13 protein-coding genes are annotated in these 14,584 nt (G+C 57.8%); 5 read left to right on the top strand and 8 right to left on the bottom strand.

All coding sequences use genetic code 11. The annotated features are described in order from the left end of the window. Window positions 1-22 precede the first annotated feature (22 nt). Entirely contained in the window at window positions 23-829 is an 807-nt protein-coding gene (locus AVI_RS06055; protein ID WP_049777150.1) for a phosphatase PAP2 family protein, read from the bottom strand. Window positions 830-1,198: 369 nt separating this feature from the next. Here AVI_RS06055 and AVI_RS06060 point away from each other — a divergent pair, with 369 nt between their 5' ends. Both AVI_RS06060 and AVI_RS06065 read left to right on the top strand, forming a co-directional pair. Further along, window positions 1,199-2,692: a leucyl aminopeptidase gene (locus AVI_RS06060; RefSeq protein WP_015915530.1), complete on the top strand. Its 1,494-nt coding sequence runs from the start codon at window positions 1,199-1,201 to the stop codon at window positions 2,690-2,692. A 14-nt stretch (window positions 2,693-2,706) separates the two neighbouring features. After that, entirely contained in the window at window positions 2,707-3,156 is a 450-nt protein-coding gene (locus AVI_RS06065) for a DNA polymerase III subunit chi (RefSeq protein WP_015915531.1), read from the top strand. A gap of 145 nt (window positions 3,157-3,301) precedes the next feature. Here AVI_RS06065 and AVI_RS06070 read toward each other — a convergent pair whose 3' ends face one another. Continuing rightward, window positions 3,302-5,209, bottom strand: coding sequence for a HAMP domain-containing methyl-accepting chemotaxis protein (locus tag AVI_RS06070; RefSeq protein ID WP_015915532.1), 1,908 nt, complete (start codon window positions 5,207-5,209; stop codon window positions 3,302-3,304). A 613-nt stretch (window positions 5,210-5,822) separates the two neighbouring features. Next, window positions 5,823-7,706 (bottom strand): ABC-F family ATP-binding cassette domain-containing protein, encoded by a 1,884-nt coding sequence (locus AVI_RS06075; protein WP_041696402.1) that lies wholly within the window; start codon window positions 7,704-7,706, stop codon window positions 5,823-5,825. Window positions 7,707-7,865: 159 nt separating this feature from the next. On the opposite strand from AVI_RS06075, the gene AVI_RS06080 reads away from it, so the two are divergent. Together AVI_RS06080 and ndk are read left to right on the top strand one after the other, a co-directional pair. Continuing rightward, window positions 7,866-8,546, top strand: a complete 681-nt coding sequence (locus AVI_RS06080; protein WP_015915534.1) for a glutathione S-transferase family protein — start codon at window positions 7,866-7,868, stop codon at window positions 8,544-8,546. Between the two features lie 106 nt (window positions 8,547-8,652). Then, window positions 8,653-9,075 carry a nucleoside-diphosphate kinase gene (gene ndk, locus AVI_RS06085; protein WP_041696404.1) on the top strand — a complete coding sequence of 141 codons (423 nt, stop codon included), beginning with the start codon at window positions 8,653-8,655 and terminating at the stop codon, window positions 9,073-9,075. Between the two features lie 167 nt (window positions 9,076-9,242). Here the strand turns inward: ndk and AVI_RS06090 are convergent, their stop codons facing one another. The 5 genes from AVI_RS06090 to AVI_RS06110 form a co-directional block, all read right to left on the bottom strand. Then, a complete protein-coding gene (locus AVI_RS06090) occupies window positions 9,243-9,701 on the bottom strand; it encodes a molybdenum cofactor biosynthesis protein MoaE (RefSeq protein ID WP_015915536.1) in 459 nt (152 codons plus the stop codon). A gap of 4 nt (window positions 9,702-9,705) precedes the next feature. Then, window positions 9,706-9,963 (bottom strand): molybdopterin converting factor subunit 1, encoded by a 258-nt coding sequence (gene moaD / locus AVI_RS06095; protein WP_015915537.1) that lies wholly within the window; start codon window positions 9,961-9,963, stop codon window positions 9,706-9,708. After that, window positions 9,960-10,550 (bottom strand): CDP-diacylglycerol--glycerol-3-phosphate 3-phosphatidyltransferase, encoded by a 591-nt coding sequence (gene pgsA / locus AVI_RS06100; protein ID WP_015915538.1) that lies wholly within the window; start codon window positions 10,548-10,550, stop codon window positions 9,960-9,962. Before pgsA ends, moaD begins: the two co-directional genes overlap by 4 nt. A gap of 112 nt (window positions 10,551-10,662) precedes the next feature. Beyond that, on the bottom strand, window positions 10,663-12,735 hold the full coding sequence (gene uvrC, locus AVI_RS06105) for an excinuclease ABC subunit UvrC (RefSeq protein ID WP_015915539.1): 2,073 nt from the start codon (window positions 12,733-12,735) through the stop codon (window positions 10,663-10,665). Then, a complete protein-coding gene (locus AVI_RS06110) occupies window positions 12,732-13,511 on the bottom strand; it encodes an SDR family oxidoreductase (RefSeq protein WP_015915540.1) in 780 nt (259 codons plus the stop codon). Before AVI_RS06110 ends, uvrC begins: the two co-directional genes overlap by 4 nt. A 412-nt stretch (window positions 13,512-13,923) precedes the next feature. On the opposite strand from AVI_RS06110, the gene AVI_RS06115 reads away from it, so the two are divergent. Beyond that, entirely contained in the window at window positions 13,924-14,562 is a 639-nt protein-coding gene (locus AVI_RS06115) for an outer membrane protein (protein WP_015915541.1), read from the top strand. The last annotated feature ends 22 nt before the right edge of the window (window positions 14,563-14,584 follow it).

The raw sequence follows: 14,584 nt of genomic DNA on the forward strand, positions 1-14,584 counted from the left end.
CAGGCAGATTTATGTGCCTGATTTAAAGATTGGGCTGGTTTCTGGCCCGCAAAAGCCCGCAGCCGTTTGCCACGGCAAAGACAATGGCGAAGATCACCGGCGAAGACAGCCAGCCCAGAACCACGTCGGACAGGTAATGTGCCCCAAAGGCCAGCCGCAGCAGGGGCGAGGCAAGCGATGCGAAGACCAGCGGCCAGCCGACGCGCCGACGCCAGGTGGCTGGCAGCAGGGGAACGATGCAGATGATCCAGCCCGCACCTGCGGCTTCGCCGGAAATGAAGGAACAGTTCTGATCGCAGGCACCGGCAAAATTGCCCGCCGGTTCAAACCCATAGGGTCCGCCGAAGAACACGGTCTGATTGGGGCGTGGCCGGCCGGACATGTCCTTCAGAAACACATTGACCAGCAGATAGGGTCCAATGGCCGTTGCCAGCAGCGACAGAACCAGCTTGACGATTTGTTCCTGCTGCCAGGCGGCGCGCGGCTGACACAGCTTGACGATCAGCGCCACCAGCACGCCGACGCCCACCACATGCGGCATGTAGAACAGGATTTGCCTGATCGCCTTCAGGACTGGCTCGCGCGAAATGGGAAAGCCGCCGCAGATCGTGTTTGCCTCATGCGCTGTGCAATTGCCGGCGCGAAAGAACACTTCAGACACCGCGATATCGAAGCCGGGCGCTGAATAGAACACCACCAGCAGCATTACCCAGACGGTGGATAGCAAGGCGGCGGTCGTAAAGGAGGACCGGGTGAGATCGGGAATACGACAGTGCCGTCCAAATATATCCGTGACGGTCAGCTGGGGTTTGCGGGCACTGGTCTTCATCGTCAAACTCTTGAGGCTCGTCACAACTCGGGCTTGCCCCGGTCTTCGTTCGCCCCGGTGCTGATTTGCATCATAGCGAATGCTTATAGATGTTATAAGACAAAGACCAGTTGCAGGCAGGCCACGCATTACAAATCTTTACTGTATTCACGGGTCGGGAACGGCCAAATTAGGGTCTGTTGGGGGATGTGGGTTTGTGATCGATGGCGACAGGGGCGGCGTTGGCAAAGCGCGTCTTTGATCCGGAGTGAGGAGAAGGCATGAGGACAAGGAGGCGAGCCCTGTTGCAATCATGCGCAAAACCGACATGATCGGCGCCCAGAGCAAATCGTGACAATCGCGATCAAACATACAGTGCCGGAGTAAGCCATGTCCATGAAGCTGGAAATTTCCTTTGCCCCATCCGCCTTAATCGAGGCGGGCCTGGTCCTCAGCCTGAAGGAGGCTGAAGCGACGTTGCCAGCCGGGGCGGCCACGGTCGATCCGTCCGGAATTTTCGCGAAGGCCGCAGCAACGGCGAAGTTCAAGGCCAAGGCCATGTCGGTTCTCGACATTCTCGCGCCCACCGGTTCGCAGGCAGATCGGCTGATTGTCATCGGGGCTGGCAAAGCCGCTGATCTTGTCGATCATGACTGGCTGCGGCTGGGCGGTGTGGCGGCGGCAAACCTGAAAGGCTCGGAGGCCGTGACGGTCTTTCTCGATGCTGACGGGTTGACGATAACGGCTGAGGGCGTGCGGGATTTTGCCATCGGCATGCTGCTGCGCGCCTATTCCTTCGATGATTACAAGACGAAGAAGAAAGACGATGACGATAAGGCACCGTCCGCAGTCCAGATCACCCTGGTAACCGCTGTGGCCGACGCTGCGGAACGGTTGTTTGCCGCTGAGGGCAGGGCTGTTGTTGATGGTGTTCTTCTGGCGCGCAACCTCGTCAACCTGCCAGCCAATGTTTTGGGTCCGGTGGAATTTGCCGACCGTGCCAAGGCGCTGGAAGCGCTAGGCGTCGAGGTGGAAATCCTCACCGAAACCGAAATGGCCAGCCTCGGCATGGGCGCGCTTCTGGGTGTGGCCCAGGGCTCGGTCCGCCCGCCACGCCTTGCGGTCATGCAGTGGAAGGGCGGCGCGCCTGAAGGACAGCCGATTGCCTTCATCGGCAAGGGCGTGGTGTTCGATACCGGCGGCATTTCCATCAAGCCTGCTGGCGGCATGGAAGACATGAAGGGCGATATGGGCGGTGCTGCTGCCGTCATCGGCTTGATGCATACGCTGGCGGCCCGCAAGGCCAAGGTCAATGCTATCGGCATTCTCGGCCTTGTCGAAAACATGCCTGATGGTAATGCCCAGCGCCCCGGCGATATCGTCACCTCGATGTCCGGCCAGACCATCGAAGTGATCAATACCGATGCCGAAGGGCGTCTCGTGCTGTGCGACGCGCTCTGGTATTGCAACGACCGTTTCAAGCCTGCCTTTATGATCAATCTGGCGACGCTGACTGGCGCCATCCTGGTGGCGCTTGCCAATCTGCATGCCGGGCTGTTTTCGAATGATGACACGCTGGCCGAAAACCTGCTGAAGGCTGGCCTCTCCACCAATGAGCGCCTGTGGCGCATGCCGCTCGGCAAGGATTACGACAAGCTGATCGATAGCAAATTCGCCGATATGAAAAATACTGGTGGCCGGTATGGTGGTTCGATCACGGCGGCGCAGTTCCTGAAGCGCTTTGTCGGCGACACGCCCTGGGCGCATCTCGACATTGCCGGTACGGCGATGGCTTCTCCGAAGGACGAGATCAACCAGTCCTGGGCGTCGGGCTTTGGTGTGCGCCTGCTCGACCAGCTGGTGCGCGATGCCTATGAAGCGTAAGGGATAGCCCGGCCTTGACCGAGGTATTGTTCTATCACCTGACCGAGACCCGGTTGGAGGATGCGCTTCCGGCGCTTTTGGAAAAAAGCGTCGAGCGCGGCTGGAAGGTTGGCGTAGAAATGCGCGATCCGGAGCGGTGTGACCGGCTGGATCAGCATTTATGGACCTTTCGCGACGACAGTTTTCTGGCGCATGGCATCAGCATCGGCGAGCAGGCGGAGGCGCAACCGATCCTTCTCTGCCTGTCGTCTGACAATCCCAATGGGGCGACGGTGCGCTTTTATATCGACGGTGCTGTGCCGGACCTGCCGCTTGTCTATGACCGGATCGTCTTCGTCTTCGACGGCCATGATCAGGGCGAGCTGGAAACGGCGAGAGGTGAATGGAAGCGGCTGAAGGGTGAGGGCCACGCGCTCACCTATTGGCAACAGAACAACCAAGGCCGATGGGAAAAGAAGGCTTGAGTTTGCCAGATAAAAGTGGGCCCCGGTTTTCCCGATAAGATAAACGAGAATAAGAGGTTCTCGAATGTCTTGTTGACCGCTTGAAACGAGATATTGACGCGGTTTCCCGCGTCAATATGATTGGTGGGACGCAGGCGTTTCCGGCTCAGGCCGCCTGACGTTTCTGTCTTTGTTGAGCGCCGCCAGCTTCCAGCTTGAAATGCGAGATCAGCCGGGCGAGGTTCTGGGCGTCATCGGCCAACTGGTTGGTGCTCGCCGTGGTTTCTTCCACCATGGCGGCATTGCGTTGGGTGACCTGGTCCATCTGGCTGACGGCAGAATTGACCTCTTGCAGCTTGAAGGATTGTTCCTTGGCGGCATTGGCGATCTGATGCACCTGCGCGTTGATATCCACGACATGATCGCGGATCTTGGAGAGTGCATCGCCGGTGGCGGTAACGAGCCGCACGCCTGCATTGACTTCCTCTCCCGATTTGGTGATCAGCGACTTGATGTCCTTGGCAGCACCTGCGGAGCGTTGCGCCAATTCGCGCACTTCCTGAGCAACGACGGCAAAACCCTTGCCGGCTTCACCTGCTCGTGCCGCCTCGACACCTGCATTCAGGGCCAGCAGGTTGGTCTGGAAGGCGATCTCGTCGATGACATTGATGATCTTGCCGATTTCACCGGAGGCTTGCTCAATCCGGCCCATGGCCGAGACGGCGTCATGGACGACCGAGGCGGATTGTTCGGTACTGCGGCGGGCCTCATCCACCATGCGGCTGGTCTGCTGGGCACGATCATTGGAGGAATGCACCGCCGTGGTGATTTCTTCCAATGCGGAGGAGGTTTCCTCAAGGGTGGCGGCCTGTTGCTCGGTGCGCTTGGCCAGATCGTCCGAGGCAAACCGCAATTCGCCGGAGCCGGAATTGATCATGTCGATGGAAGAGCGCACTTCGCCGACAATGCCTCGCAGTGCGGACATCGTCCCGTTGACATTCTGCTGCAACTCGGCAAACGCGCCGTGGAACTGGCCGCGCATCGTATCGGTCAGATCACCATCCGAGAGGGCGGCGACGATGCGGCGGGTCTCGCCAAGGCCGGTATCGATGGACTGCACCAATTTGTTCATGGATGAGGCAAAGGCGTTCAGATCTTCGAAATCGAAATCCCGGGTGATCCGCTGGCTGAAATCGCCGACCACGGCAGCGGCGACCACTTCACCGATACTGTCGCGCAGTTCATCGGATTTTTGCCGCATATGCAGTTCCTGAGCATTCATCGTCTGCACCCGCAGGCCGTTCTGTTTGAACACTTCGAGCGCCCGTGCCATGTCGCCGATTTCGTTGCCGCGTTCCAGATAGAGCACTTGGGTGTTCAGGTCGCCATCGGCGAGACGCCGCATTGCGCGGGTCAACCGCTCAATGGGGTTGGAAACGCCCTTGAACACAAAGATCATCGCCCCGATACCGGCAATGGCACCCAGCGCCAGAACCAGGCCATTCAGCAGCAGCGACAGCTGAAAGGCTGATGCTGCATTTTCATACATGCGGCCAGCCGCATCGACATTGGCATCCCGGAAGATATCGGCTTGTTCGTCCATGGCGTTATAGGCACTGACCATGTCTCCGGTCAGCAAGGCCGCAGCCTTGTCCTTTTCACCTCTGGACGAATAGGCCACCATCTGGTTGTGCAGCGTCACATAAGAAACCATGGCCAGCTTGAAGGCGTCATAGGCCTTGCGCTCTTCAGGCAGCGAGATCAGCGTTTCATAGGTTTTCATCCGCTTGTCCAGCTTCTGCATTTCCGTTTTCAGGGCATCGTCCGCTTCCTGAATGGCCTGTGGCGTTTTGCTGAGGATATGGCGCATTTCGAGGCCGCGCACATTGGCGAGTGAAATGTTGAGGCGGTTGGTAATATCCACCGAGGGAACCGCGTCTTTCGCCAATCCCTCGACATTGTCAAACACGCCGGACATGGACGACAGGGCAAAACAACCCTGGAGGAGAAGAAGCAACATCAGGCCGCTAAACGCGCTGGCCAGCGATGTCTTGAGCGAGAAATTCAGATGCATTGATCTGTTCCAATCGAGCCGACGGCAAATATCATCTTTGTCCGACAGCGTGCTTGCACCATTCCGCACACTTCATTGCGCGGAGGCCTGGAGTTTCATCATGTGACACGTGCTGGAAGAGCACCGTGGAGGAATGGATATATAAAAGCCGGAGAGCGGCTGAACCTGCTGACAGATATGACGCGACAGTCACGCTTGGGGGCGAGCGCTGACAGCCGACGGAGGGACATGGAAACCGGCACGTTTCTTGCTGGCCTGTCCTTGGCGAGGATGATGTTGCTTAATATTTAAAATATCTCTAATAGATAATTAACCCTGCTATTTTAGGGGTTTGCTGGCTTATCCTAAAAGATTCAGGGGTTTAGAGAATTGCTTCGCTGCATTCAGTCGAATGGCTTTTGTTTGCGATGCAAAAATAATAACGGAAAAGAGGACTTCCGGCATTTAAGTCCGACGCAATCTTTAAGTGTCGGAATTATGCATTGCTCAATATAGTCAGTATTTAAAATTTAAAGTTGTTTTTTTTGTTTTGTGCATCTAATTGCGATTTCCATCACAACTATAGAATCGGTGACTTCCAAGCATTCTGATAGATTACAATTGCAAAGACTGTCTAGCCCGCCATCGCCTCTTCATATTCGGCTGAAAGCTCCAGCCATTGCTCCTCGGCAGCGCTCAACTTGGCGGCGGCCTCACCACGCTGCTTAACCTTTTCCGCCGCCTTGGCGGGATGCTTTTCGTAGAGAACCGGATCTGAAAGTTCTGCATCAAGACCTTGAATCACTGTCTCCAGTTTCTTGGTCAATGATTCGATTTCGTTGATCTTTTTCTTCAGTGGTGCCAGCGCGGCCCGCTTTTCGGCATTGGCCTTGCGCTGGTCAGCTTTTTTCCCGGCTTCGACGGTTACGTCAATTTTTTCTTCTTTTTTTTTACCTGAGGAGACAATCAGGTCGCGGTATTCTTCCATGTCCCCTTCGAATGTGGTGACGGTGCCGTTATTGACCAGCCAGAGCCGGTCCACCGTTGCCTCGATCAGGTGGCGATCATGGGAGATCAGGATAACCGCACCGTCATAATCATTCAGCGCTTCGATCAGCGCACGGCGGCTGTCGATGTCGAGATGGTTGGTCGGCTCGTCGAGGATCAGCAGGTTGGGGGCGTGAAAGGCAGCAAGGCCCATCAGCAACCGGGCCTTTTCACCACCGGACAAATCCTTGGCGGCGGTCGCCATCTTTTCGGTGGCCAGACCCATCTGGGCGACGCGGGCGCGCACTTTGGCTTCCGGTGCCTGCGGCATCAACCGGCGCACGTGTTCCACTGGCGTGTCTTCCGGCACCAGATCGTCCAACTGATGCTGGGCGAAGAAGCCGATCTTCAGGCTCGGCGCCAGCCGCAGATCGCCGCTTTCGGGCGGAAGACGACCGGAAATGAATTTGGCGAAGGTGGACTTACCGTTGCCGTTCGATCCCAGCAGCGCGATGCGGTCATCCGCATCGATGCGCAGGTTAAGGTTTTTCAGGATCGGCTTGCCGGGTTCGTAACCCACGGAACCGCCATTGATGGCGATGATCGGCGACGCTGGCTGCTTTTCCGGCTCTGGGAAGGTGATGGGCTGGACGTGATCTTCAATAACCGCGGAGACCGTGCCCATGCGCTCCAGCGCTTTCACACGGCTCTGAGCTTGCTTTGCCTTGGAGGCCTTGGCCTTGAACCGGTCGATGAAGGCTTGAAGATGCTTGCGCGCCGCATCACTCTTGGCCTTCGACTTCATCTGCAATTCGTCGTTCTCGGCCTTCTGGCGCTCAAACTGGTCATAGCCGCCGCGATAGAAGGTCAGCTTTTTCTGGTCGAGATGGACGATGGCATTGACCGCATTGTTGAGAAGGTCGCGGTCATGGCTGATGATGATGACGGTGTGCGGGTAGCGGCGGATATAATCCTCCAGCCAGAGCGTACCTTCAAGGTCGAGATAGTTGGTCGGTTCGTCCAGCAGCAGCAGATCCGGTTCGGCAAACAGCACCGAGGCCAGCGCCACGCGCATCCGCCAGCCACCTGAAAAGGCCGAGGCTGGGCGCAACTGTGCTTCCTGGTTAAATCCGAGACCGGCAAGAATGCTGGAGGCGCGCGCTTCCGCCGAATGGGCATCGATATCCACCAGCCGCATCTGGATGTCGGCGATCCGGTTCGGGTCAGTGGCCGTTTCGGCCTCCGCCATCAGCGCTGTGCGCTCCTTGTCGGCAGCCAGGACGATCTCGATCAGGCTGTCCTCGGTGCCGGGGGCTTCCTGCGCCACCTGACCGATCTTGGCATTCTTGGGAATGGAGACCGAGCCGCTTTCGGCTCCCAGGTCGCCGGTGATCACCCTGAACAGGGTGGATTTTCCCGCACCATTACGGCCGACAAGGCCCGCTTTCGTACCCGTGGGCAGCGAAATGCTGGCGTGGTCAATCAGCAGGCGGCCTGCAATACGGGCGGAGACGTCATTGATGGTAATCATGGCTGGCGTTTTGGCCGATGATGGCCGGGAAGGCAAGGGGGCGGGAGTGGGGAAGGACGTCTGTCTTGAGGTTGATGGCTGATATAAGCATTTTTGATTTGAATAGTTGGGGCAATTGACATCCGATAGCCGGATCGTTTCGACCGGAGGCCACCACCGATGACCCGACTTCTCTACTCACTTGCAGGAACAGACCTCACTCGTCCGTTTTCACCGCATTGCTGGAAGATCATCCTGGCGCTGCGCCACAAGGGGTTGAGCTTTGAGGAAAAGCCGCTGGCCTTTACCGAAATTCCAACAGTGGAGGAGGGGATATCGAAACTGGTGCCGATCCTGCGCGATGGCGATACCGTGGTCGCGGACAGTTTCCAGATCGCGCTTTATCTGGAAGAGGCCTATCCGGACCGTCCCAGCCTGTTTCGCGGCGAGGGCGGCAAGGCTCTGGCACGGTTTGTGGAAGGCTATTCGCAATCCACCATCCATCCGGCCATCAGTTCCATCGCCCTTATGGATATCTACAACATGATCTCTCCCGCCGATCAGGCGCATTTTCGCAAAACCCGCGAAGCGCTGTTCGGCAAGGTGCTGGAAGAGATTTTCCCGGATCGCGACGGTGCAATTGCGGCGTTTCCGGCGAAACTCCAGCCCTTGCGACATATGCTGCGGTCGCAGCCCTTTATCGGCGGGGAAAAGCCGTTGTTTGCCGATTACATCGTGTTTGGCGCATTCCAGTGGTTGAAGATCGTCACAGGCTCGATCTTCTTGCCCGAAGACGATCCGGCAGCGCAATGGTTCGAGCGCTGCGCGGCCCTTGGCTTGGTGCAGGCTGACGCGGCATAAAGGCCTTGTCATGTGACGGTGGCGTGAAATTCGCGTCTCCCCCTTGTTTTCGCGAATCGGGGCAGGTAGAAACCGCCCACTTTCCCTACAAACAAAGGACGAGACGATGGCGATTGAACGCACCTTTTCGATGATCAAGCCGGATGCAACCAAGCGTAACCTGACGGGCGCGATCACCAAGGTTTTTGAAGACAACGGCCTGCGCGTTGTTGCTTCGAAGCGCGTCTGGATGAGCACGCGCGAAGCTGAAGGCTTCTACGCCGTTCACAAAGAACGCCCTTTCTTCGGCGAACTGGTTGAAGGCATGACGTCCGGCCCAACCGTGGTTCAGGTTCTGGAAGGCGAAGGCGCCATCCTCAAGAACCGCGAAATCATGGGTGCAACCAACCCTGCCCAGGCTGCCGAAGGTACGATCCGCAAGCAGTTCGCCCTCTCCATCGGCGAAAATTCCGTTCACGGCTCCGACGCCCCGGAAACTGCCGCTGAAGAAATCGCCTACTGGTTCGCAGCCACCGAAATCGTCGGCTAAAGTTTGTCAGGGAAAAGTGGAACCCGGTTTTCCCGAAAAGACAAACGAAAACAAGAGAATCTAGAGTCTGTCTGGTTCAATCTGAACCTGACAGGCTCTAGGCCTCTTCGAGGCTTTTACTTTGAAGAGCAACTATCAAAAACCGGGGCTGAGAGGCTCCGGTTTTTTTATGTCCACCTGTCGCGGGCCGCGTCGTCGGCGTCGCGGGCGGCGACCCAGGTGCCTGACGTGCCGTCTTTGCCATGTTCCTTCTTCCAGAAGGGGGCGGCGGTTTTCAGGAAATCCATCACAAAATTGGCGCCGTCGAAGGCTGCCTGCCGGTGGCTGGAGGCGGCAATGACCAGCACGATCTGTTCGCCAGCGGCGATCTTGCCATAGCGATGCAGCACGGTCAGCGCCATCAGGTCGAACCGATCGATAGCAAGCGTGGCAATCCGGTTCATCTCGGCCTCTGCCATGCCGGGGTAATGTTCCAGCTCCAGCGCATCGAGCCTGCCCTGTTCATCACGGCAAAGCCCGACGAAGGACACCAGCGCGCCGATATCCGCGCGGCCATCCGTTATGAATGCCGTCTCTACCGCAGCATCGAAATTATCCCGCTGGACCCGGATGACAGGCGACACCATGGCCTCAACCACCGGTCATTGGCGGAAACAGGCCGATTTCGCGCGCACCGGCCAAAAGCTCGTCATGCTCGACATGTTCCTGGTTGACAGCAATACGAATGGCGTTTGGAAATTGCAGGGCCTCGGCGTAATTCTCGCCGCGCTCGGTCAGATAGGCGATCAGGTCGGCACCGGTCTTTACCTGCTCGGGCAGCGCAAGCTCTTCCTCGTCGAGGCCGATCTTTTCACGCACCCAGGCGAAATAAACGAGCTTGACGGTCATTCGTCCACCATATGTTTCACACCGGCTTTGAAATAGTCATAGCCGGTATACATGGTCAGGGCGGCGGCGATCCACAGCAGGCCGATGCCGATCTGGGTGGTGTAGGGCAGAACCTTGTCGCCTGCCGGGCCGGCCAGCAGAAAGGCCAGCGCCACCATCTGCACCGTGGTTTTCCACTTGGCGATTCGCGTCACAGGCACGCTGACCTTCAACTCGGCCAGATATTCCCGCAGGCCGGAGACCAGAATTTCGCGGCAGAGGATGATGATGGCGGCCCAGAGCGACCAGCCGGCAATGGTTTTTTCTGTATCGGCGGCCATCAGCAACAGGCAGGTGGCGACCAGCAGCTTGTCGGCAATCGGGTCCAGCATCCGGCCGATATTGGAGGTCTGGTTCCAGATCCGGGCCAGATAGCCATCGAAGAAATCGGTAATCGAGGCGACAACGAAAATCGCCAGCGCCGCCCAGCGGGCAAAGTCGGTGCTTTGCAGCTTGCCTTCCAGATAGAAGCACAGAACAATCAAAGGCACGGCCAGAATACGGCCATATGTCAACAGGTTGGGGATGCTGTAGGTACGCGAAGCCATGATGCCCTGTCTTTGTTGTGAAGCGCTGGAAGATGGCGCTTGGGAAGATCGATCGTCAAGCCGGTGCTAAGGTTTTTCCGGGGGCGAAACGGCCATTTTATGCCCAATGTAGCTATTCCCGGCTGTTTTCGTGAGAATGACCAGAGTTTTCATGAAAATGATTGTAAATTTGTCGTGCAACGGCTTCCGAAATGCCGTCCACAGCCATCAGATCGTTCATCGCCGCCCGCGAGACCGCCTTGGCCGTGCCGAAATGCTGTAGCAGCGCCCGTTTGCGGGTTGGTCCGATGCCGCCGATCTCATCCAATGGGTTCTTGACCATTTCCTTCTTGCGCCGCGCCCGGTGCGAGCCGATGGCGAATCGATGTGCTTCGTCGCGCAGCCGCTGGATGAAATACAGCACCGGATCGCGCGGCGGCAAGGTGAAGTCCGGCTTGCCCTGCGCAAAGAAACGCTCGCGGCCTGCATCGCGGTCTACGCCCTTGGCGACGCCGATGGCGGTGACGCAATCGGTAATGTCCAGCTCTTTCAGGATTGCCCTGACGGCGGTCATCTGGCCCTGGCCACCATCGATCAGGATCACGTCGGGCCAGGCCGGGAAAACTGCATCCGCACCTTCTTCGGTACCGGTGCTGCGATTTGGGTTGCGGTCCGGCTTGCCTTCTTCCTTCAGCAGACGCGAAAAGCGCCGTGTCATCACTTCGCGCATCATGCCGAAATCGTCGCCGGGGGTGATGTCGGTCGATTTGATGTTGAACTTGCGGTACTGGTTGCGCACGAAGCCTTCCGGCCCGGCCACCACCATGCCGCCCACCGCATTGGTGCCCATGATATGGGAATTGTCGTAGATCTCGATGCGGCGCGGCACGTAGGCGAGTGCGAATGTCTCGGCAAAGCCTTTCAACAGCCGTTCTTGCGAGGCTGTTTCCGCCAGCTTGCGGCCATGCGCTTCGCGGGCATTGCCATGCACATGCTCGACCAGATCCTTCTTCTCGCCGCGCTGCGGCACCAGGATCGTCACCTTGTATCCCGCCTTTTCGGAGAGCGCGAGACTCAACAAATCTTGTTCGTCAATCCCCTCCGACAGCAGCACTTGCCGGGGACAGGGCTTGTCGTCGTAAAACTGTGCCAGAAAGGCGCTCAACACTTCCGCGCCGGTCATCTGCGGATCGGCCTTCGGGAAGTAGGCGCGGTTGCCCCAGTTCTGTCCGGTCCTGAAAAAGAACACCTGGATACAGGTCAGCCCGCCCTCGTGATGGATGGCGAAAATATCGGCTTCCTCAACGCCCGCCGGGTTGATGCCCTGGTGGCTCTGCACATGAGAGAGGCCAGCAAGCCGGTCGCGGAACACGGCGGCGCGTTCGAAATCCAGGGTTTCCGCCGCCTCGTTCATCGTCCGCGCCATGGCTTCCTTGACGTTCTGGCTCTTGCCGGACAGGAAATCCTTGGCTTCCTTCACCAGCACGCCGTAATCGGCGTCGCTGATTTCATGGGTGCAGGGGCCGGAGCAGCGCTTGATCTGGTAAAGAAGACAGGGCCGCGTGCGGCTCTCGAACACGCTGTCGGTGCAGGTACGCAAAAGAAAGGCCCGTTGTAGCGAATTGATGGTGCGCCCGACAGCGCCCGCCGAGGCGAAGGGGCCGAAGTAATCGCCCTTGCGGGCGCGCGCACCGCGATGTTTGTAAATGGCGGGTGCGCGGCCATCGCCGGTAATCAGGATATAGGGAAAGCTCTTGTCGTCGCGCAACAGCACGTTATAGCGCGGCCGCAAACGCTTGATGAGGTTGGCTTCGAGCAGCAGCGCCTCGACCTCGGTGCGGGTCGTGACGAATTCCATATGGGCGGTTTCGCGCACCATGCGGGTCAGGCGGTTGGAATGCAGGCGGCCTTGCGCGTAATTGCTGACGCGCTTCTTCAGGCTGCGGGCCTTGCCGACATAGAGCACGTCGCCGTCGCCATTCATCATCCGGTAGACGCCGGGATTGTTGGGCAGTTTCTTGACGAATTCCGCAATCAGGTCGGCACCGGTCAGGCCGCTGCCATGCAGGGCGCCTTCGTTCCAGTCGATCGGCGGCAGAACGGCAGCGACCGCGGGGTCGATTGCGCCGTCTGTCGCAATGTCATCCTCGTCATCTTCTGTGCCGTCATAGAGAATGCCGCCTTCCGGCTGCTTCCCTGGGGTCATTCCGCAATCTCCGTACCGTTTGCGCCGGGCCAAATCAAATGTTGCCCGCCATCGAGGGCAAACATTTGGCCGGTGATCGATGGCGTGTCAAAAAGAAAGCGGATGGTGCGGCCGAATTCTTCAAGGCCCGCGCCCTGCTTCAGCGGCAGGCTGTCGATCTGCGCCTGAAAATCCTTCTGCTCCTGCCGCTCGCTTTTCAGCGTCGGGCCGGGGCCGATGGCATTGACCCGGATCTGTGGGGCAAAGGCCTGCGCCATGGTTCTCGTCGCCGTCCACAGGGTGGATTTTGACAATGTATAGGAAAAGAACGTTGGTTTGAGGGCCAGCACCCGCTGATCGATGATGTTGACGATCAGGCCCGAGCCATTCTCTGGCACCTGCCGATGAAATTCAGCGGACAGAATGGCAGGCGCACGGACATGAATATCGAAATGCGCGGCGAAATGCTCCGCATCGAACTGGTCTGCCTTGTCGTCCAGAAACACCGAGGCATTGTTGACCAGCAGACCGAGAGGACCAAGCGCCTGCGTCGCCTTTGAAATCAGCGCTTGTGTCTCGCCAATGTCACGAAGGTCCGCTTTCAAGGCCACCGCCTTGCCGCCCTTGGAACTTATCTGCTGCGCCAGAGTTTCAGCTTCGTCAAGAGACGCATGGGTATGGATGGCGACGGCAAAGCCATTGTCTGCCAGATCCTGCGCGATGGCCTGGCCAATCCGTTTGGCGGAAGCGGTGACAAGTGCTGCTTTTGGGGCAGCTTTCGGACGAGGGGCGGGCATGCTCTTCACCTTTTGTTATAATCGGCTTTGTATGGATAGGCCGGACGCTCAAGGCGCACCATTATTGTCGCTCCAGATATATGTCATGGCGCGACTTATTGAAGGTCAGCGATCTTCGTTTTCTTCACCTTGAATCTCTGTATCACTCCGCATTTGCGAAAGTAAAATGCCGTGAGCGCAAAGTAATATCTTGTTGACGATTTATTAGGGTTAACAAATCACCTGTTGCACGAAAGCAACGTCTAAATTTTGCCTAGTGTTTGCCTAAAATATTTCACAATTCGGCTCTTCCAATTCCGCAATTGAGGGCCATTTTCAACACTGAAGCGGGCAGGGACATCCGTGCAAGTATTCGAACCGCAAGAGACGACATGATCGCCATCGGTTCGTTTTATAAATAGGAGAATTTGGTATGCGTACTCTCGTTATGATTTTGCTGGCATCGTCTGCTGGTCTTTCCCTCGTCACCGGCGCTCACGCTGCCGATGCCGTCATGTCGGTGCCGGAAGCACCCGCAGCCGTCGATATGCCGGCTCCGGTCAGCAACTGGGCCGGTGCTTATGTCGGCGGTGCAGGCACCTATACAATGGGTCGTTCGCACGGCAGCAAGTTTAGCGCCCGTGCCTTCGGCGGCCAGGTCTATGGCGGCTACAACATGCAGAACGACAAGATCGTTTACGGTGGTGAAGCTGACATCGGTTATGACGGCAATGGTAGCCGCTCCGGCGCTGGCCTGAATGGCAAGCAGGGCGTAAACGGCTCTATTCGTGGCCGCGTCGGCTACGACCTCAACCCATTCATGGTTTACGGCACAGCCGGTGTGGCTGCGGCTGACACCAAGATTTCCGGTGCTGGCGGTTCTGACAGCAAGGCCGCTCTCGGCTACACGGTCGGTGCAGGCGTTGAAGCCATGGTGACCAACAACATCACCACTCGTGTGGAATACCGCTACACCGATTACCAGAACAAGGACTACAACATCGGTGGTTCCAAGGTATCGCGCGGCTTTGACGACCAGAGCGTCAAGGTTGGTATCGGCATGAAGTTCTGATCAGCCGATTATTGTGATCTGA

The sequence above is a fragment of the Allorhizobium ampelinum S4 genome (assembly GCF_000016285.1).
Lineage (GTDB): Bacteria > Pseudomonadota > Alphaproteobacteria > Rhizobiales > Rhizobiaceae > Allorhizobium > Allorhizobium ampelinum.

Excerpts from the sequence above, each read along its gene's own strand:
- AVI_RS06055 (WP_049777150.1), bottom strand. The coding sequence starts at position 829 with ATGAAGACCAGTGCCCGCAAACCCCAGCTGACCGTCACGGATATATTT.
- AVI_RS06060 (WP_015915530.1), top strand. The coding sequence starts at position 1,199 with ATGTCCATGAAGCTGGAAATTTCCTTTGCCCCATCCGCCTTAATCGAG.
- AVI_RS06070 (WP_015915532.1), bottom strand. The coding sequence starts at position 5,209 with ATGCATCTGAATTTCTCGCTCAAGACATCGCTGGCCAGCGCGTTTAGC.
- AVI_RS06075 (WP_041696402.1), bottom strand. The coding sequence starts at position 7,706 with ATGATTACCATCAATGACGTCTCCGCCCGTATTGCAGGCCGCCTGCTG.
- AVI_RS06080 (WP_015915534.1), top strand. The coding sequence starts at position 7,866 with ATGACCCGACTTCTCTACTCACTTGCAGGAACAGACCTCACTCGTCCG.
- ndk (WP_041696404.1), top strand. The coding sequence starts at position 8,653 with ATGGCGATTGAACGCACCTTTTCGATGATCAAGCCGGATGCAACCAAG.
- AVI_RS06090 (WP_015915536.1), bottom strand. The coding sequence starts at position 9,701 with ATGGTGTCGCCTGTCATCCGGGTCCAGCGGGATAATTTCGATGCTGCG.
- moaD (WP_015915537.1), bottom strand. The coding sequence starts at position 9,963 with ATGACCGTCAAGCTCGTTTATTTCGCCTGGGTGCGTGAAAAGATCGGC.
- pgsA (WP_015915538.1), bottom strand. The coding sequence starts at position 10,550 with ATGGCTTCGCGTACCTACAGCATCCCCAACCTGTTGACATATGGCCGT.
- uvrC (WP_015915539.1), bottom strand. The coding sequence starts at position 12,735 with ATGACCCCAGGGAAGCAGCCGGAAGGCGGCATTCTCTATGACGGCACA.
- AVI_RS06110 (WP_015915540.1), bottom strand. The coding sequence starts at position 13,511 with ATGCCCGCCCCTCGTCCGAAAGCTGCCCCAAAAGCAGCACTTGTCACC.
- AVI_RS06115 (WP_015915541.1), top strand. The coding sequence starts at position 13,924 with ATGCGTACTCTCGTTATGATTTTGCTGGCATCGTCTGCTGGTCTTTCC.